Origin of the sequence: Streptomyces sp. NPDC048018, from assembly GCF_043202995.1 — a bacterium.
Taxonomy (GTDB): Bacteria; Actinomycetota; Actinomycetes; order Streptomycetales; family Streptomycetaceae; genus Streptomyces.
This window is the reverse complement of the sequence record NZ_JBIDBK010000006.1, coordinates 428,965-446,283: the sequence shown is the minus strand read 5'-3', so window position 1 is coordinate 446,283 and position 17,319 is coordinate 428,965. Positions and strand designations below refer to the sequence as shown.

The following is a 17,319-nucleotide window of genomic DNA, read 5'->3' as shown; positions in this document are numbered from 1 at the left end:
GTGACGGAGCGTCAGCGGAGGTGGCCGCGGGTCACCGTTCGCGCAGGCGCTCGGTGAGCCTGCCGAGCACCTGCGGCGGCACCAGGTGGGAGACGTCGCCGCCCCAGGCCGCGACCTCCTTGACCAGGGAGGACGACAGGAAGCTGTAGGTCGGGTTGGTGGGCACGAACAGGGTCTCGACGCCCGAGAGCCCGTTGTTCATCTGCGCCATCTGCAGCTCGTAGTCGAAGTCGCTGACGGCCCGCAGTCCCTTCACGATGGCGGGGATGTCGCGCTGCTTGCAGAAGTCGACGAGCAGCCCGTGGAAGGACTCCACCTCGACGTTGCCGAAGTCGGCGGTGACCTCGCGGATGAGTTCGATCCGCTCCTCGACGGTGAAGAGGCCCTTCTTCGACTGGTTGATCATCACCGCGACGTGCACGACGTCGTAGAGCTTGGAGGCTCGGGCGATGATGTCGAGGTGTCCGTTGGTGATGGGGTCGAATGACCCGGGACATACGGCGCGGCGCAACTGGGGTCCCTCGCTCTCCGGTCCGGTCATCGTGCGTCTTCGCACGTAGAGGCGGCGCGACCGTACCAAAACGTTCCCTCGCCGTAGCGACGGGCCCGCAGTGGCTCGAAGCCGTCCGGCCAGCCGAACTCTCCGCCCCGGGTGCTGCGCTCCACGGTGACGAGGGCATCCTCGGCGATCCAGCCCCCCGACCGCAGTGTGAGGAGGATCTCGCGAAGATCGGCGTCCGCGACGGCGTACGGCGGGTCGAGGAAGACCAGGTCGTACGGCTCGGCCGGGGCCGGCGCCGTGACGATCTGCTCGGCCCTGCCGGTGCGCAGTTCGGCGCCGGGCAGCCCGAGGGAGCGGATGTTGTCGCGCACGGTCTTCGCCGCGCGCGGGTCGGACTCCACGAGGAGGGCGTGGCCCGCGCCCCGGGAGAGCGCCTCCAGGCCGACGGCGCCGGAGCCCGCGTAGAGGTCGGCCACGCGGGCCCCTGCCAGCCCGTGGAAGGACTCCCAGGTGGAGAAGAGTCCTTCGCGGGCCCGGTCGGAGGTGGGCCGGGTGCCGTTGCCCGGCGGCACGGCGAGTCGGCGTCCGCCGGCGGTGCCGGCGATCACGCGGGTCATCTGGGGTCCTCGGTCTCCGTCAACGATTGCGTACGCATCAGCTTAGGGCGGCGGGGACCGGAGGGGGACGCTTGTGCGCCGGTCAGCCCTTCTCCAGGTACTCCTCGCGGTCCTTGTCGAGGAGCGCGTCGAGGGCGGTGCGCAGTTCGGGGTGGGCGGTGAGGTCGGGGTCGGCGAGGACCAGGGCGGTGGCCTCCTCGCGGGCGGCGGTGATGACCTCCTCGTCCTCGATGACGGCGAGCATCCGCAGCGAGGAGCGGACGCCCGACTGGGCCTGGCCGAGGACGTCGCCCTCGCGGCGCTGTTCGAGGTCGATGCGGGAGAGCTCGAAGCCGTCGAGGGTGGAGGCGACCGCGTTCAGGCGCTGGCGGGCCGGGCTGGCCTCGGGCATCTCGGACACGAGCAGGCAGAGGCCGGCCGCCGATCCCCGGCCGACGCGGCCGCGCAGCTGGTGGAGCTGGGAGACGCCGAAACGGTCGGCGTCCATGATCACCATGGCGGTCGCGTTGGGCACGTTGACGCCGACCTCGATGACGGTGGTGGCGACGAGCACGTCGGCCTCGCCGGCGGCGAAGCGGCGCATGACGTCGTCCTTGTCGTCGGGGTGCATCCGGCCGTGCAGCACCTCGACGCGGAGCCCGGCGAGCGGGCCGGCCCGCAGCTGCTCGGCGACGTCGAGGACGGCGAGCGGCGGCCGCTTCTCGGCCTCGTCCTCGGGGCTCGCCTTCTTCCTGCCCTTCTGGTCCTCCTCGTCCCCGATGCGCGGACACACCACGTACCCCTGGTGGCCCGCCTCCACCTCCTCGCGGACCCGCTCCCAGGCACGGGCGAGGAAGTGCGGTTTGTCGGCGGCGGGCACGACATGGCTGGCGATCGGGGAGCGGCCGGCCGGCAGCTGGTCGAGGACGGAGGTCTCCAGGTCGCCGAAGACGGTCATCGCGACCGTGCGGGGAATGGGCGTGGCGGTCATGACGAGCAGGTGCGGCGGCTGCTTGCCCTTGCCGCGCAAGGCGTCGCGCTGCTCCACGCCGAAGCGGTGCTGCTCGTCGACGACGACCAGGCCGAGGTCGTGGAACTGGACCTTGTCCTCGATCAGCGCGTGGGTGCCGATGACCAGGCCGGCCTCGCCGGTCACCAGGTCGAGCAGCGCCTGGCGCCGTGCGGCGGCGCCCATGGAGCCGGTGAGCAGCACGACCTTGGTGGCGTGCTCGGCGCCGCCGAGCATCCCGCCCTCGGCGAGCTCGCCCATCATCTCGGTGACCGAGCGGTGGTGCTGCTGGGCGAGCACCTCGGTGGGCGCGAGCATCGCGGCCTGTCCTCCGGCGTCGACGACGGCGAGCATGGCGCGCAGGGCCACCAGCGTCTTGCCGGAGCCGACCTCGCCCTGGAGGAGGCGGTGCATGGGGTGTTCGGTGGCGAGGTCGTCGAAGATCTCCCTGGAGACCTTCTGCTGGCCGTCGGTGAGGGTGAAGGGGAGCTTGGCGTCGAAGGCGTCGAGCAGCCCGCCCTCGGCGGGGCGCCGGGCGACGGCGGGAAGCTGGGTGTCGGCGTGCCGGCGGCGGGCGAGGGCGACCTGGAGGACGAAGGCCTCGTCCCACTTGAGGCGGTCCCGGGCGTCGGCGATGTCGGCCTTGGTGTGCGGGCGGTGGATCCTGACGAGGGCGTCGGCGAGGTCGGTGAGACCGCGTTCCTCGCGCAGGGCGGGCGGCAGCGGGTCGACCAGTCCCTCCCAGCCGGTGGCGGCCATGGAGTCGAGGGCGATGGCCACGGACTGCTCGATGGTCCAGGACTCCAGCTGCTTGCAGGCCGGGTAGATGGGCAGCAGCTCGCTCGCGAAGGCCTTGACGGTCTCGGTGCCGCTGTCGGCGTCGAGGAGCTTGTACTCGGGGTGGGCGAGCTGCAGGCGCCGGTTGAAGACGCCGACCTTGCCGGCGAACATGGCCCGCCGGCCGGGCAGCAGCTCCTTCTGGTGGAAGTGGACGGTGCGGCCGAAGAAGACCAGCTGCATCCGGCCGCTGCCGTCGGTGATGGTCACCTCCAGGCGCTGGCCCTTGCCGCGGCCCCCCTTGTTGAAGGTGTGCACGCGCGCGTCGGCGACCTGGGCGACCACGGTGACGTGCTCGTCCAGGGGCAGGTCGGCCAGTGCGGTCAGCTCGCCGCGCTCCGCGTACCGCCGGGGGTAGTGGTGGAGCAGGTCGCCGAGCGTGTGCAGGTCCATGTGCTCGGCCATCACCTTGGCGGTGGCGGCGCCGAGCAGCTTCTTCAGTGGTTCGTCGAGCGCAGGCACGCGGTCCATTGCACACCACGGCACCGACAGACGTCGCGCGACCCGGGGAGATCCGCCGGTCGCGCCAGCCCGTGCGCCGGGCATGCCCGCTCCTCGCCGACGCCGGTCCGGCCGGTCCCGGCGCGGGTCTCCGGCGGCAGGCCCGGCCCGCCGGACGTCCCGCTCGCCTCGGTGGTGAAGGGGCCCGGCGGGCCCGGGCCGGAGGGGTTACTCCACCCCGATCAGCAGCGGCGGGGCCCCGTCGCCCGCGTGGTACGTCGTCGTGTCGACCGCCAGGTGGGTGGCGCGGACGTGGGATTCGAGGGTGGCGGCCAGGCTCGCGGGGGTGTCGGCGGCGACGACGAGGGTGACGAGTTCGCCGCCGGCGGAGAGCATGCGGTCGAGCACCGTGCGGGCGGTGTCCGTGAGGTCCTGGCCGATGACGGCGACGTCGCCCTCGATGAGGCCCAGGACGTCGCCGGCCTGGCAGACGCCCGCGGACGTGAAGGACTGGCGTTCGGCGACGGCGAGTTCGGCGTAGCGGGTGGCACCGGCCGCCGCCGTCATGGCGACGACGTCCTCGTCGAAGCGGCGGTCCGGTTCGTGGACGGCGAGGGCGGCGAGGCCCTGGACGGCCGCCCGGGTCGGGATGAGGGCGACCCGGATGCCCTCCGCGCGGGCCTGCTCGGCGGCGGCCGCGGCGATCTGGCGCAGGTCTCCGTCGTTGGGCAGCAGGACCACCTCGCGGGCGTGCGCCCGGCGGATCGCCTCGGTGAGTTCCGCTCCGGACGGGGGCTCGCCCGGCCGGGCGAGGAGCGTGGTCGCGCCGGCCTCGGCGCACAGTCCGGCCAGGCCCTCGCCCGGCAGGACGGCGACGACGGCCCGCTCGGCCGGTTCGCCGCGTACCTCGAAGTGCGTGATGCGGATCCGGTACGGGCGCCCCGCCTCCACGCCCGCCTCGACCGCCGCGCCGGCGTCGTCGACGTGGACGTGGACGTTCCACAGGCCGTCGCCGCCGACGACCACCAGGGACTCCCCCAGCTCGTCCAGCCGGGCCCGGAGACGTTCCACGGCCGCGTCCCCGGCCTCCAGCAGGTAGATGACCTCGTAGGCGGGGCCGGCCGTGCCGCCCGCACAGTCGTCCGCGGCGGGCACCGGCCGGTGCGCCGGTTCCGCGGCGCGTACGGGCGTCTCGCCGGTCAGGGCCTCCAGGAGGGCGCCGAGGACCGCCACCAGGCCGCGCCCTCCTGCGTCCACGACCCCGGCGCGGCGCAGGACCTCCAGCTGGCCGGGGGTCCTCTCCAGGGCGGCCCTGGCCCCCTCGTAGGCCGCCGTGGCCACGGCCACCAGCTCCCCTCCCCCGGCACAGGCGCCGGCCGCCGCGTCGGCGACGGTGAGGAGGGTGCCCTCGACGGGGTGGGCGACGGCCTGCCGGGCCGCCTGGGCGGCGCTCGCGAGGGCGCGGGCCAGGTGATCGCCGTCACGCCCCTCGGCGAGGACCGCGGCCGTGCCGCGCAGCAGCTGGGAGAGGATCGTCCCGGAGTTGCCCCGGGCCCCGAGCAGCGCGCCGTGCGCCATGGCCCGTATGACCTCCGCCACGTCGGGGGCGTTCCCGGACCGCCCGGCGAAGGTCTCGTCCACCGCCTGGGCCGCCGCCTCCAGCGTCAGATAGAGGTTGGTTCCCGTGTCGCCGTCGGCCACGGGATAGACGTTGATGGCGTCGATCTCCTCGCGCTCCCTGCCGAGCGCCGCCAGCGCTCCTGCGCACCAGGATCGGACCGCTTCGGCGTCGAGGGTCTGCGGAGCTCGCGGCAACGGGTGGTCCTCCTGTGCGCTGCGGTGGGGTCACCGCAGCGTAGACCTGCGGTGACCCGGTGCCCGGGGCGGGGGCCGGGCGGACCGTGGTAGTTTCGTTCCACGGGAGCAGCCGTTGTATGCTGCTTCGGTTGCCCGGCACTCGTCGGGCCATTCCCCGGCAAGCCACTTCAGATCCCTGATCCGATTCCGGTGCGCCGGAATTCACCGTAAATCTGAAGTCTTTGGAGTGACCCGTGGCTGCCAACTGCGACGTCTGCGGCAAGGGGCCGGGCTTCGGCAACAACATTTCGCACTCGCACCGCCGTACGTCCCGTCGCTGGAACCCCAACATCCAGCGCGTGCGTGCCGTGGTCGGTCGGACGCCGAAGCGGCTCAACGTCTGCACCTCGTGCATCAAGGCCGGCAAGGTCTCGCGCTAATTGGTGCTACCCCCGCGGAAGCGGGGAAAGCCCCGCCGACGTCACGTCGTAGCGCAGCCCCTGCGGTTGTCTTGAAGGCCGGTTCACCTTGGTGAACCGGCCTTTTGCCATGCCCGGGGCCGGAATCGGGCCCGGGCGGGAGGCAGGCCCGCACGTCCCAGCCCCTCCGGGGCCCGGCCGGGCCGGGCCCTCGCGCCGCCGCCTCCGCGGCGCCTTCCGGCCGGTCCTAGGCGTGGAAACGCCAGGCGTGGTCCACCGGGCCGATGCCGCCGCCGAGGGCGAAGCCCGCCGCGATCGCGCCGGTCACGTACGCCTTCGCCTCCCGGACGGCCGCCGGCACGGGCAGGCCCTTGGCGAGGCCCGACGCCACCGCCGAGGCGAGCGTGCAGCCCGTGCCGTGCGTGTGCCGGTTGTCGTGCCGCGGGGCGCGCAGCCACAGCTCCTGCGCGCCGTCCGTGAGCAGGTCGACGGCCGTCCCGCCGGCCGGCAGGTGGCCGCCCTTGATCAGTGCCCAGCGCGGGCCGTGGGCGAGGATCGCGTCGGCCGCCCGGCGCATCCCGTCCTCGTCCTCGACGACGAGGCCCGTGAGCTGCGTCACCTCGTCCAGGTTGGGCGTGGCGACGGTGGCGACGGGCAGCAGCCGGGTACGGACGGAGTCGAGCGCGGAGGCGGCGAGCAGCGGGTCCCCGTGCTTGGAGACGCCCACCGGGTCGACGACCACCGGGGCGTCCGTGCCGGCGAGGAGCCCCGCCACGGTCTCCACGAGCGCCGCGCTCGCCAGCATGCCCGTCTTGACGGCCTGGACCCCGATGTCGTCCACGACGGCCCGGTACTGGGCCCGTACGGCCTCTTCGGGCAGTTCCCAGGCTCCCTGGACCCCCAGGGAGTTCTGGGCCGTCACGGCGGTGATCACGCTCATGCCGTGGACGCCGAGCGCGAGCATCGTCTTGAGGTCGGCCTGGATGCCGGCACCGCCGCCGGAGTCGGATCCGGCGACGGTGAGGACGAGCGGCGGCCGGGAGGTCACTCGGCGCCCCCGAAGTGGTCCCAGCCGCCCACGCTGTGCCACGGTGCGCCGTCGACGGTGACCTGGGGCAGCGCGGAGGGGTTGAGGACCTCGCCGATGACCTTCCAGCGGGCCGGCAGCTTCACGTCCGGCGGGAAGGTCGCGACGATCGCGTGGTCCTCTCCCCCGGTGAGCACCCACTGCAGCGGGTCGACCCCGACGGCCTGGCCGATGTCGTGCATCTGGGTCGGAATGTCGATGAGGCCGGAGCGCAGGTCGATGCGGACCTTGCTGGCCTCGGCGATGTGACCGAGGTCGGCGATCAGGCCGTCGCTGACGTCGCACATCGCGGTGGCGCCGAGTCCGGCGGCCGCCGGGCCGGCGTGGTACGGCGGCTCGGGGCGGCGGTGGGCCTCGACGAAGGCGCGCGGCGAGCGGAAGCCGCGGGAGAGCACCGCGTAGCCGGCGGCGGACCAGCCGAGCCAGCCGGTGTAGGCGACGACGTCGCCGGGCTGGGCGCCGCCGCGGGTGACGGGGTCGTGGTTGCGCAGATCGCCGAGCGCGGTGATGGAGACCATGATCGTGTCGCCGCGGACGACGTCGCCGCCGACCACCGCGGCGCCCGCGACCTGACATTCGTCGCGCAGTCCGTCCATCATTTCCGTGGGCCAGGTGACCGGGAGTTCGGCGGGGACGACCAGGCCGAGCAGCAGCGCGGTGGGGACGGCGCCCATGGCGGCGATGTCGGCGAGGTTCTGCGCCGCGGCCTTCCGGCCGACGTCGTAGGCCGTCGACCAGTCGCGGCGGAAGTGGCGTCCTTCGAGCAGGATGTCCGTGCTGGCCACCACCCGCCGGTCGGGGGCGGAGACCACGGCGGCGTCGTCGCCGGGCCCGATCCGCACCGCGGGGGTGGAGGTGAGCCGGGAGGTGAGCTCCCTGATGAGCCCGAACTCGCCCAGCTCTCCGACTGTGCCCTTCACCGCGTGTCACCTCGTGTCGTCGTGCCGGCCGCCGCGCCGCTCCGCTGCTCCTCGCCGTGCGGGTCGCGGGCCGTCACCGTGCCGGATACCGTCAAGTAGACCGTCAACTTCTCATCTGTGTACGCCACACCGCGGACGCCTCCGAGCTCGGAGGTCTCCCCGCGGCCCGCGGCGACGCGGTACCGTGGCGTCTCTTTCTCCCACAAGATCCTCGTGGCCGCCCTGGAGGTTCCGTGGTACAGGCGTACATCCTTATTCAGACCGAGGTGGGCAAGGCGTCGACCGTCGCCGAGACCATCGCCAAGATCGCTGGAGTGATCCAGGCCGAGGACGTGACCGGTCCCTATGACGTGATCGTGCGCGCCGAGGCAGACACCGTGGACGCGCTGGGTCGCATGGTGGTCGCCAAGGTCCAGCAAGTGGAAGGCATCACGCGCACCCTCACCTGCCCGGTCGTGCATCTCTAGCCCCCGTCTACCCTTGGCCGGTGATGTCTTCCCACCGGCCCTTCGGTCTGCCCGCCTCCGCCGCCGCGGCCATCGTGCTGCTGGCCGTCGCGGGCTGCTCCCGCGCGGACACGAAGGCGTCGGTCCCGGTTCCCGGTCCTCCGGCGGCCGAGGCCGCCTTCTGCCGTGCCCTCGCGAAGGAGCTGCCCGGCACCGTGGCGGGTCTGGCGCGGACCGGCACCGAGCCGGAGTCCGAGCTGACCGCCGCGTGGGGGGATGCGGCGATCGTACTGCGCTGCGGCGTCCCCCGGCCCGAAAAGATGAACGATCCGCAGGCGCACGCGGTCGAGGCGAACGGCGTGAACTGGCTCTACGAGCCGCGTGAGGGCGACGGCCCCCGCTTCACCACGACCTACCGCAAGGCGTACGTCGAGGTGTCGCTGGACGAGCGGTACGCGCACGACGTGGGCCCGCTCGTGGATCTCGCCGCCCCCGTGAAGAAGGCCGTCCCCCCGAGTCTGTGACCCGGCGGGCGTCCGTGCCCGTTCCGCCCGGGGTCCGGGTCCGTCCCACCGACCGGCACGGGACCGGACGGGACCGTCTCCCCGACCGGACCGGACCGCCTCCCGGACCGGACCGGACCGTCTCCCTGACCGGACGGGACCGTCCCCCTGACCTGACGGGACCGGACCGGGCCCGCGGGGGCCGGCCCGGTTCCGTCGGCGGGTCCTAGCGCAGGCCCGTGGAGCGGTTCAGCGCGGCCTGGATGAGCCGGTCGACGAGCTCCGGGTAGCCGACGCCGCTCTCCTGCCACATGCGCGGGTACATGGAGATGGGCGTGAAGCCCGGCATGGTGTTGATCTCGTTGATGACGAAGCCGCCGTCCTCCGTGAGGAAGAAGTCGGCGCGCACCAGGCCCTCGCAGGACACCGACTCGTAGGCGAGCACGGCCAGCCGCTGGATCTCGGCGGTGGCCTCGTCGCCGATCGGCGCGGGCACGATGCCGGAGGCCGAGTCGATGTACTTGGCCTCGAAGTCGTAGAAGTCGTGGTCCGTGACCGGCGGGATCTCGGCGGGCACGCTCGCGCGCGGACCGTCCTCGAACTCCAGGACGCCGCACTCGATCTCACGGCCGCGGACCAGCGCCTCGACGATGATCTTCGGGTCGAAGCGGCGGGCCTCCTCGATCGCCTCGTCGAGGCCGGAGAGGTCGTCGACCTTGGTGATGCCCACGGACGAGCCGCCGCGGGCCGGCTTCACGAAGAGCGGCCAGCCGTGGTCGGCGGCGAACTCCACGATCTTCTTCCGGGCGGCGGCCGGGTTCTGCTCCCACTCACGGGGGCGGACCACGACGTACGGGCCGACCGGCAGGCCGAAGGAGACGAAGACGCGCTTCATGTACTCCTTGTCCTGGCCGACGGCGGAGGCGAGGACGCCCGCGCCGACGTACGGGATGCCGGAGAGTTCCAGGAGGCCCTGGAGGGTGCCGTCCTCGCCGTAGGGGCCGTGCAGCATGGGGAAGACGACGTCGACCTCGCCGAGGGCCTGCGGCAGGGAGCCGGGCTCGCTCAGGACGACCTCGCGGCTGGCCGGGTCGACGGGCAGGATCACGCCGCCGGTCGCGGACTCGGCGAGCTCGGCGACGTCCGGCAGGGCGCGGTCGGCGATGGCCATCCGCTCGGGGGCGTCGGCGGTCAGCGCCCAGCGCCCCTCCCGGGTGATGCCGATCGGCAGCACGTCGTACTTGTCCCGGTCGATGGCGTTGAGGACGGCACCGGCGGTGACGACGGAGATGGCGTGCTCGGAGCTGCGTCCGCCGAAGACGACGGCGACGCGCGGCTTGCGGGGGCTCTGGGTGTTCTCGCTCATATCGCGATGAGGGTACCTTGCGGCGTCCGAACTGCTGAGCGCCCCGCGGGTGCCGCGCGCGTCCGGCTCAGCGGCGCGTCACCTGCGTTCCGCCTTCGCCGCGCGGGACATGAGCTCCTTGAGGGCGACGACCGGCGGTTTGCCCTCGTGGACGATCGAGACGACCGTCTCGGTGATGGGCATGTCGACGCCGTGCCGGCGGCCCAGATCGAGCACGGACTCGCAGGACTTGACGCCCTCGGCGGTCTGCTTGGTGGCCGCGATGGTCTCCTGGAGCGTCATGCCGCGGCCCAGGTTGGTGCCGAAGGTGTGGTTCCGGGAGAGCGGCGAGGAGCAGGTGGCGACCAGGTCGCCGAGGCCCGCGAGGCCGGAGAAGGTGAGCGGGTCGGCTCCCATGGCGAGGCCGAGCCGGGTGGTCTCGGCGAGGCCGCGGGTGATGAGGGTGGCCTTGGAGTTGTCGCCGAGGCCCATGCCGTCGGCGATGCCGACGGCGAGCCCGATGACGTTCTTGACCGCGCCGCCGAGTTCGCAGCCGACGACGTCGGTGTTGGTGTACGGGCGGAAGTACGGGGTCAGGCAGGCGGTCTGGAGGCGCTGGGCGACCGTCTCGTCGGCGCAGGCGACGACGGCGGCGGCGGGCTGCCGGGCGGCGATCTCCTTGGCCAGGTTCGGGCCGGTGAGGACGGCGACGCGCTCGGCGGGCACGTCGGCGACCTCCGAGATCACCTCGCTCATCCGCTTGGCCGTGCCGAGTTCGATGCCCTTCATCAGGGACACGAGCACGGTGCCGGGGGCCAGCTCGGGCGCCCAGGCGGCGAGGTTGGCGCGCAGCGTCTGGGAGGGCACCACGAGGACGGTGAAGTCGGCACCGTGGGCGGCCTCGGCCGGGTCGGCGGTGGCCGTGATGCCCTTGGGGAGTTCGATGCCGGGCAGGTAGTCCGGGTTGGCCCCGGTGCGGTTGATCGTCTCGGCGAGTTCGGCGCGGCGGCCCCACAGGCTCACCTCGCAGCCCGCGTCGGCGAGCACCATCGCGAAGGCGGTGCCCCAGGATCCGTTGCCGAAGACGGCTGCCTTGGTCACTTCTTGCCTTCCTCGGCGGCCTTGCGGCGCTGCTCCTGCCGGGCCTTGCGGTGGTCGTAGGGCTCGGCCGGGGCCTTCTCGCCCCGGACCTCCTCCAGGATCCGGGTGATGGCCGCCATGATCTCCTCGGTGGCCTCGCGCAGCACGTCGGGCGTCGGGTCCAGGCCGTGGAAGCGGGAGAGGTCGACCGGCGGACCGGCCTGGACGATCAGGGTCTTGCGCGGCCAGAGCCGGAACTTGTTCTCCTTGGCGTACGGCGGCATCGCGAGGTTGGCGCCCCACTGGGCGACCGGGATGACGGGGGCCTTGGTGAGCAGGGCGACGCGGGCGGCGCCGGTCTTGCCGGCCATCGGCCACATGTCGGGGTCCCGGGTGAGGGTGCCCTCGGGGTAGAAGGCCACGCACTCGCCGCGCTCGATGGCGTCGACGGCGGACCGGAAGGCGTCCAGGGCGTCGGTGGTCTCGCGGTAGACGGGGATCTGGCCGGTGTTGCGGAGCATGGTGCCGACGAAGCCGGTCTTGAAGAGGGCGGCCTTGGCGAGGAAGCGGGGGACGCGCCCGGTGTTGTACTGGTAGTGCGCGTAGGACAGCGGGTCCAGGTACGAGTTGTGGTTCACCGCGGTGATGAAGCCGCCTTCGGCCGGGATGTGCTCCGTTCCGCGCCAGTCCCGCTTGAACAGCATCACCAGCGGGGGTTTGGCGATGACCGCCGCCAGGCGGTACCAGAAGCCGATTCTGCGGCGGGACACTCGGACACCTTTCTCCGGACGGGTGCGCAGGGGGGTCAAGTGTCGCCTCCTGCTCCTGGCCTGTCGAGGACACCGTACGCCCCGGGGCTCGGGCGGATCGCGCGGGCGGGACAGAATGGGGCGCGATGACGAGCTACGCCGACGACACCGCGGCCGCGTACGTGGCCGACACCGCCTCCGACGACTGGTCCCTGGTCGTCCCCCTGAAGCCGCTGGCGCGCGCCAAGAGCAGGCTGGGCCCCGCGGTGGGCGGCCTGCTGCGGGGACGGTTGGCGCTCGCCTTCGCCGAGGACACCGTGGCCGCGGCGCTGGCCTGCCCGGGGGTGCGGGATGTGGCGGTCGTCACGGACGATCCGGCCGCCGCGGCGGCGCTGGCGGCCCTGGGGGCGCGGATCGTGCCGGACCTGCCGGACGCCGGCCTCAACGAGGCCCTCGCGCACGGGACCCGTGCGGTACGGGCGCTGCGCCCGCGGGCGCGGGTGGCGGCCCTGAACGCGGACCTTCCGGCGCTCCGGCCGGCCGAGCTGGCCCGGGTCCTCGGGGTGGCCGGACAATTTCCGCGGGCATTTCTCTCCGATGCCGCCGAAATAGGTACGACATTCCTCTCGGCGAACCCGGGAGTGGAATTGGAACCGGCATTCGGAGGGGCTTCACGGCGTCGGCATTTGTCCTCGGGGGCGGTGGAAATCCGGCTGACCGGAGTGGATTCCGTGCGCCGGGACGTGGACACCGGGGACGATCTGGCGGCCGCGGTGGCGCTGGGCGTGGGGCCGCGGACGGCCGCCCGGTGGGTGTCCGCGGCCGGATAGGCTGCCGGGCATGCAGGCGACCGCGTACACGTACGACTCCGAGACCCGCAGCGGCAGTGTGCTGCTCGACGACGGCACCCCGGTGGACTTCGGGTCCGAGGCCTTCGAGGCGGGCGGGCTGCGACTGCTGCGTCCGGGGCAGCGGGTGCGGATCGAGACGGAGGGCGAGGGTGCCGCCCTGCGGATCACGCTGGTGACGCTGCAGACCTTCTAGACGCGCCGCGGGCCGGGCTCCCCCAGGGGGGAGACCGGCCCGGCGTGTGCGCAGCTGCCGCCGTGGGACCTACTTCTTCGCGGCGGTCTTCTTCGCGGTGGTCTTGCGCGCCGTCGTCTTCTTGGCGGGCGCCTTCTTCGCGGTGGCCTTCTTCGCCGGCGCGGTCTTCTTGGCGACGGTCTTCTTGGCCGCGGCCGGGGTGGTCTTCTTGGCGGGGGTCGCCTTCTTGGCGGTGGCCGTGGTCTTCTTCGCGGCGGTGGCCTTCTTGGCGGGCGCCGTGGTCTTCTTCGCGGCGGCGGTGGTCTTCTTCGCGGCCGTCGTCTTCTTCGCCGGGGTCGCCTTCTTGGCGGCGGCCTTCTTGGCGGTGGTGGCCTTCTTCGCGGCGGCCTTCTTGACGGTCGCCGAGGCGGCACCGCCGGTGAGGCTGCCCTTCGGGGCCTTCTTGACGGAGACCTCGCCTCCCTTGGGGAGCTTCTTCGAGCCGCTGACCAGGTCCTTGAAGCCCTGACCCGCACGGAAGCGCGGAACGGAGGTCTTCTTGACCCGCACGCGCTCACCCGTCTGCGGGTTGCGGGCGTAGCGGGCGGGACGGTCGACCTTCTCGAACGACCCGAAACCGGTGACCGAGACCCGGTCCCCGCCGACCACGGCGCGCACGATGGCGTCGAGCACGTGGTCGACGGCGTCGGCGGCCTGCTGGCGGCCACCCATCTTGTCGGCAATCGCTTCTACGAGCTGCGCCTTGTTCACGTCTTCCCCTTCGGAGACATTGCCGGAACGAAAGTGTTCAAGCTTTTTCGCACGTTAGGCATGTATATACCGCAAATCAAACACGAAACGGGCTAATCACCCTAGTGCCGCAACGCGGAAGTGCCGTTGCGGAGTTCCTGGCGTCAGTCGTCTTCAGGGAATCGGCCCTCGTCGAGGTCCTTCATCAACCGGTCCAGACGCGTTGCCGCGTCCGAGAGATCGTGCTTCGCCGCGGCCGTCACGACCAGCAGCTTCCGGGACAGCGCCATCCTTACGCCCTCCGGGACTTGCAGTTCGCGCACCCTTCTGTGCGCTTCCTTCAATCGGGCGGCGACTGCCTCGTAGAGCTCGAGTTGGCTGTCGCGTTCCATGCACAGATTGTGCCATCTAGGGCGAGTTGTCGCCCGACGGGGTCTCAACAAGCGACTGCGCCCCCCACCGGACGGTGGGGGGCGCAGTCCTGGAAAAGCGCTGCTCAGGCCGTAATTGTACGGGGCTTGAAGGCCGGTCGACCGGCCTCGTAGGCGGCGATGTCCGCTTCGTTCTGAAGGGTGAGGCTGATGTCGTCCAGCCCGTTCAGGAGCCGCCAGCGGGCGTTCTCGTCCAGCTCGAAGTCGGCGTCGATCCCGGGGGCGAGGACCTTGCGGGTCTCCAGGTCGACGGTGACCTCGGCGGTCGGGTCGGCCTCGGTCAGCTCCCACAGCGCGTCGACGGTCTCCTGCGGGAGGACGACGGTCAGCAGGCCGTTCTTCAGCGAGTTGCCGCGGAAGATGTCGGCGAAGCGGGAGGAGATCACGGTCTTGAAGCCGTAGTTCTGCAGGGCCCAGACGGCGTGCTCACGCGAGGAGCCGGTGCCGAAGTCGGGGCCGGCGACCAGGACGGTGGCGCCCTGCCGCTCGGGGCGGTTGAGGACGAACTGCTCGTCCTTGCGCCAGGCCTCGAACAGGCCGTCCTCGAAGCCGTCGCGGGTGACCTTCTTGAGCCAGTGCGCGGGGATGATCTGGTCGGTGTCGACGTTGCTGCGGCGCAGCGGAACGGCGCGGCCGGTGTGGGTGGTGAAAGCTTCCATGGTTCCTCAGACCCCCGCGGTGGTGGCGACGTCGGACAGATCGGCCGGGGAGGCCAGGTGGCCCAGGACGGCGGTGGCGGCGGCGACCTGGGGAGAGACCAGGTGGGTGCGGCCGCCCTTGCCCTGCCGGCCCTCGAAGTTGCGGTTGGAGGTGGACGCGGAACGCTCACCGGGAGCCAGCTGGTCGGGGTTCATGCCCAGACACATCGAGCAGCCCGCGTGCCGCCATTCGGCGCCGGCCTCCTTGAAGACCTTGTCCAGGCCCTCCTCGACGGCCTGCAGGGCGACCCGGACCGAGCCGGGGACGACCAGCATGCGGACGCCGTCGGCGACCTTGCGGCCCTCCAGCAGGGAGGCGGCGTTGCGCAGGTCCTCGATGCGGCCGTTGGTGCAGGAGCCTACGAAGACGGTGTCGACCCGGATGTCGCGCAGCGGCTGGCCGGCGGTCAACCCCATGTACTCCAGGGCCTTTTCGGCGGCCAGGCGCTCCGAAGCGTCTTCGTACGAAGCCGGGTCGGGGACGTTCGCCGAAAGCGGGGCGCCCTGGCCGGGGTTGGTGCCCCAGGTCACGAACGGGGCCAGCTCGGCGGCCTCGATGACGACCTCGGCGTCGAAGACCGCGTCCTCGTCCGACTTCAGCGTCTCCCAGTACGCGACGGCGGCGTCCCAGTCCTCGCCCTTGGGGGCGTGGGCACGGCCCTCCAGGTAGTCGTAGGTGGTCCGGTCGGGGGCGATCATGCCCGCACGGGCGCCGGCCTCGATGGACATGTTGCAGATGGTCATCCGGGCCTCCATCGAGAGCTTCTCGATGGCGGATCCGCGGTACTCCAGGACGTAGCCCTGGCCGCCGCCGGTGCCGATCCGGGCGATGATCGCCAGGATCAGGTCCTTGGCCGTGACGTCCTCGGGCAGCTCGCCGTTCACCGTGATGGCCATGGTCTTCGGGCGGGCCATGGGCAGCGTCTGGGTGGCCAGGACGTGCTCGACCTGGCTGGTGCCGATGCCGAAGGCCAGACCGCCGAAGGCGCCGTGCGTGGAGGTGTGCGAGTCGCCGCAGACCACCGTCATGCCCGGCTGGGTCAGGCCCAGCTGCGGTCCCACGACGTGGACGACACCCTGCTCGACGTCGCCCAGCGGGTGCAGGCGGACGCCGAACTCTGCGCAGTTCTTGCGCAGGGTCTCCAACTGGGCACGGGAGACCGGGTCGGCGATCGGCTTGTCGATGTCGAGGGTCGGGGTGTTGTGGTCCTCGGTGGCGATGGTGAGGTCGAGGCGCCGCACCTGCCGGCCGTTCTGCCGGAGACCGTCGAAGGCCTGGGGGCTGGTCACCTCGTGCAGCAGGTGCAGATCGATGAAGAGGAGGTCGGGCTCGCCTTCGGCGCGCCGGACGACATGGTCGTCCCAGACCTTCTCCGCGAGTGTCCTACCCATCGCTTTCCCTCCGGCCGGCGGCTGCGCCGGCACCACTAGAGACCCGTTTGGCGGGCCGTTGTGCGGCCGCCCCACCAGAGTGACAAGTTCCTCGGAAAATTGAACTTGCGTTTCACAGAGTGAGACGCGAATATCGTTGCATGGACAACTCTAGCGGCGTAGGCGTTCTCGACAAGGCAGCCCTTGTCCTGAGCGCCCTGGAGTCCGGTCCGGCCACCCTCGCAGGTCTGGTCGCGGCGACGGGACTCGCACGACCCACGGCACACCGACTCGCCGTGGCTTTGGAACACCACCGGATGGTGGCCCGCGACATGCAGGGCCGGTTCATCCTCGGACCGCGGCTCGCGGAGCTCGCGGCCGCGGCCGGCGAGGACCGCCTGCTCGCGACCGCCGGGCCGGTGCTGACGCACCTGCGCGACGTGACGGGCGAGAGCGCCCAGCTGTACCGGCGCCAGGGCGACATGCGGATCTGCGTGGCGGCGGCCGAGCGCCTGTCCGGACTGCGGGACACCGTTCCGGTCGGCTCCACGCTGACCATGAAGGCCGGCTCCTCCGCGCAGATCCTCATGGCCTGGGAGGAGCCCGAGCGGCTGCACCGCGGCCTGCAGGGCGCCCGCTTCACGGCGACGGCCCTGTCGGGCGTACGGCGCCGCGGCTGGGCCCAGTCGATCGGCGAGCGCGAGCCGGGCGTCGCGTCCGTCTCCGCGCCCGTACGCGGCCCCTCGAACCGCGTGGTGGCCGCCGTGTCGGTCTCGGGCCCGATCGAGCGCCTGACCCGCCACCCGGGCCGGATGCACGCCCAGGCGGTCATCGACGCGGCCGCGCGCCTGTCCGAGGCCCTCCGCCGCAACGGCTGACCCGACCCGCTCCCTCTTCCTCCGCACAACCCGTCCGATCCCGGCCCACCGCTCCAACGCCGCAGCGGTGGGCCGGAGTTGTGCGGACCGTGCCGCCGCGCCGGAAACGGCGAAGAAGCCCTCCCCCGAAGGGAAGGGCTTCTTCGTCTGGTACCCCCGACCGGATTCGAACCGGCGCTACCGCCTTGAGAGGGCGGCGTGCTAGGCCGCTACACAACGGGGGCAAGATCTCAAAAGATCCGCTGGCCTACCTGGACTCGAACCAAGACTAACTGAACCAGAATCAGTCGTGCTGCCAATTACACCATAGGCCACTGGTGGCTTAGACCAGTTGGTACCCCCGACCGGATTCGAACCGGCGCTACCGCCTTGAGAGGGCGGCGTGCTAGGCCGCTACACAACGGGGGCCCTAGCGATCCTGCATCGGGTTCACCGGG

Annotated in this window: 19 protein-coding genes and 3 tRNA genes; 6 read left to right on the top strand and 16 right to left on the bottom strand. The window is 72.1% G+C overall.

What is annotated here, in order from left to right; translation table 11 throughout:
• Positions 1-31: 31 nt before the first annotated feature.
• The 4 genes from coaD to ACGF1Z_RS25170 all read right to left on the bottom strand — a co-directional run bounded on the left by coaD (position 32) and on the right by ACGF1Z_RS25170 (position 5,200).
• Positions 32-511: a pantetheine-phosphate adenylyltransferase gene (gene coaD / locus ACGF1Z_RS25185; protein WP_393007863.1), complete on the bottom strand. Its 480-nt coding sequence runs from the start codon at positions 509-511 to the stop codon at positions 32-34.
• 26 nt (positions 512-537) lie between these two features.
• On the bottom strand, positions 538-1,119 hold the full coding sequence (gene rsmD / locus ACGF1Z_RS25180) for a 16S rRNA (guanine(966)-N(2))-methyltransferase RsmD (RefSeq protein ID WP_393007598.1): 582 nt from the start codon (positions 1,117-1,119) through the stop codon (positions 538-540).
• A gap of 82 nt (positions 1,120-1,201) precedes the next feature.
• The gene (recG, locus tag ACGF1Z_RS25175) at positions 1,202-3,415 is read right to left on the bottom strand and encodes an ATP-dependent DNA helicase RecG (protein WP_393007596.1); all 2,214 of its coding nucleotides are present in this window, start codon (positions 3,413-3,415) and stop codon (positions 1,202-1,204) included.
• A 198-nt stretch (positions 3,416-3,613) separates the two neighbouring features.
• Positions 3,614-5,200: a DAK2 domain-containing protein gene (locus ACGF1Z_RS25170; protein ID WP_393007594.1), complete on the bottom strand. Its 1,587-nt coding sequence runs from the start codon at positions 5,198-5,200 to the stop codon at positions 3,614-3,616.
• 236 nt (positions 5,201-5,436) lie between these two features.
• Here ACGF1Z_RS25170 and rpmB point away from each other — a divergent pair, with 236 nt between their 5' ends.
• A complete protein-coding gene (gene rpmB, locus ACGF1Z_RS25165) occupies positions 5,437-5,622 on the top strand; it encodes a 50S ribosomal protein L28 (RefSeq protein WP_003957616.1) in 186 nt (61 codons plus the stop codon).
• Between the two features lie 226 nt (positions 5,623-5,848).
• Here rpmB and thiD read toward each other — a convergent pair whose 3' ends face one another.
• On the bottom strand, positions 5,849-6,649 hold the full coding sequence (gene thiD, locus ACGF1Z_RS25160) for a bifunctional hydroxymethylpyrimidine kinase/phosphomethylpyrimidine kinase (RefSeq protein WP_393007592.1): 801 nt from the start codon (positions 6,647-6,649) through the stop codon (positions 5,849-5,851).
• A complete protein-coding gene (locus ACGF1Z_RS25155) occupies positions 6,646-7,608 on the bottom strand; it encodes a thiamine-phosphate kinase (protein ID WP_393007590.1) in 963 nt (320 codons plus the stop codon). The genes thiD and ACGF1Z_RS25155 overlap by 4 nt, the downstream gene beginning before the upstream one ends.
• Before the next feature lie 233 nt (positions 7,609-7,841).
• On the opposite strand from ACGF1Z_RS25155, the gene ACGF1Z_RS25150 reads away from it, so the two are divergent.
• Positions 7,842-8,075 carry an Lrp/AsnC ligand binding domain-containing protein gene (locus ACGF1Z_RS25150; protein WP_382483161.1) on the top strand — a complete coding sequence of 78 codons (234 nt, stop codon included), beginning with the start codon at positions 7,842-7,844 and terminating at the stop codon, positions 8,073-8,075.
• A 23-nt stretch (positions 8,076-8,098) separates the two neighbouring features.
• Positions 8,099-8,578 (top strand): DUF3515 domain-containing protein, encoded by a 480-nt coding sequence (locus ACGF1Z_RS25145; RefSeq protein ID WP_393007861.1) that lies wholly within the window; start codon positions 8,099-8,101, stop codon positions 8,576-8,578.
• Between the two features lie 205 nt (positions 8,579-8,783).
• Here the strand turns inward: ACGF1Z_RS25145 and ACGF1Z_RS25140 are convergent, their stop codons facing one another.
• The 3 genes from ACGF1Z_RS25140 to ACGF1Z_RS25130 form a co-directional block, all read right to left on the bottom strand.
• A complete protein-coding gene (locus tag ACGF1Z_RS25140; RefSeq protein ID WP_393007588.1) occupies positions 8,784-9,923 on the bottom strand; it encodes a D-alanine--D-alanine ligase family protein in 1,140 nt (379 codons plus the stop codon).
• Positions 9,924-10,001: 78 nt separating this feature from the next.
• Positions 10,002-11,003: an NAD(P)H-dependent glycerol-3-phosphate dehydrogenase gene (locus ACGF1Z_RS25135; protein ID WP_393007586.1), complete on the bottom strand. Its 1,002-nt coding sequence runs from the start codon at positions 11,001-11,003 to the stop codon at positions 10,002-10,004.
• A complete protein-coding gene (locus tag ACGF1Z_RS25130; RefSeq protein ID WP_393007584.1) occupies positions 11,000-11,752 on the bottom strand; it encodes a lysophospholipid acyltransferase family protein in 753 nt (250 codons plus the stop codon). Before ACGF1Z_RS25130 ends, ACGF1Z_RS25135 begins: the two co-directional genes overlap by 4 nt.
• 125 nt (positions 11,753-11,877) lie before the next feature.
• Here ACGF1Z_RS25130 and cofC point away from each other — a divergent pair, with 125 nt between their 5' ends.
• Together cofC and ACGF1Z_RS25120 are read left to right on the top strand one after the other, a co-directional pair.
• Positions 11,878-12,561, top strand: a complete 684-nt coding sequence (cofC, locus tag ACGF1Z_RS25125; RefSeq protein ID WP_393007582.1) for a 2-phospho-L-lactate guanylyltransferase — start codon at positions 11,878-11,880, stop codon at positions 12,559-12,561.
• Between the two features lie 10 nt (positions 12,562-12,571).
• Positions 12,572-12,775, top strand: coding sequence for a hypothetical protein (locus ACGF1Z_RS25120; RefSeq protein WP_393007580.1), 204 nt, complete (start codon positions 12,572-12,574; stop codon positions 12,773-12,775).
• Between the two features lie 69 nt (positions 12,776-12,844).
• On the opposite strand, the gene ACGF1Z_RS25115 is transcribed toward ACGF1Z_RS25120, so the two are convergent.
• The 4 genes from ACGF1Z_RS25115 to leuC all read right to left on the bottom strand — a co-directional run bounded on the left by ACGF1Z_RS25115 (position 12,845) and on the right by leuC (position 16,025).
• Entirely contained in the window at positions 12,845-13,525 is a 681-nt protein-coding gene (locus tag ACGF1Z_RS25115) for an HU family DNA-binding protein (RefSeq protein ID WP_393007578.1), read from the bottom strand.
• Between the two features lie 143 nt (positions 13,526-13,668).
• A complete protein-coding gene (locus ACGF1Z_RS25110; RefSeq protein ID WP_365348999.1) occupies positions 13,669-13,896 on the bottom strand; it encodes a hypothetical protein in 228 nt (75 codons plus the stop codon).
• A gap of 104 nt (positions 13,897-14,000) precedes the next feature.
• Complete coding sequence (leuD, locus tag ACGF1Z_RS25105; protein ID WP_393007575.1) at positions 14,001-14,594, bottom strand: 3-isopropylmalate dehydratase small subunit; 594 nt, start codon at positions 14,592-14,594, stop codon at positions 14,001-14,003.
• Positions 14,595-14,600: 6 nt separating this feature from the next.
• On the bottom strand, positions 14,601-16,025 hold the full coding sequence (gene leuC / locus ACGF1Z_RS25100; RefSeq protein WP_393007573.1) for a 3-isopropylmalate dehydratase large subunit: 1,425 nt from the start codon (positions 16,023-16,025) through the stop codon (positions 14,601-14,603).
• Positions 16,026-16,165: 140 nt separating this feature from the next.
• On the opposite strand from leuC, the gene ndgR reads away from it, so the two are divergent.
• Positions 16,166-16,882, top strand: a complete 717-nt coding sequence (gene ndgR / locus ACGF1Z_RS25095) for an IclR family transcriptional regulator NdgR (protein WP_005311436.1) — start codon at positions 16,166-16,168, stop codon at positions 16,880-16,882.
• Positions 16,883-17,030: 148 nt separating this feature from the next.
• Here the strand turns inward: ndgR and ACGF1Z_RS25090 are convergent.
• The 3 genes from ACGF1Z_RS25090 to ACGF1Z_RS25080 form a co-directional block, all read right to left on the bottom strand.
• Positions 17,031-17,106 (bottom strand) — tRNA-Glu (locus tag ACGF1Z_RS25090).
• Between the two features lie 18 nt (positions 17,107-17,124).
• Positions 17,125-17,196, bottom strand: a tRNA-Gln gene (locus ACGF1Z_RS25085).
• Between the two features lie 18 nt (positions 17,197-17,214).
• Positions 17,215-17,290, bottom strand: a tRNA-Glu gene (locus ACGF1Z_RS25080).
• Positions 17,291-17,319: the final 29 nt, after the last annotated feature.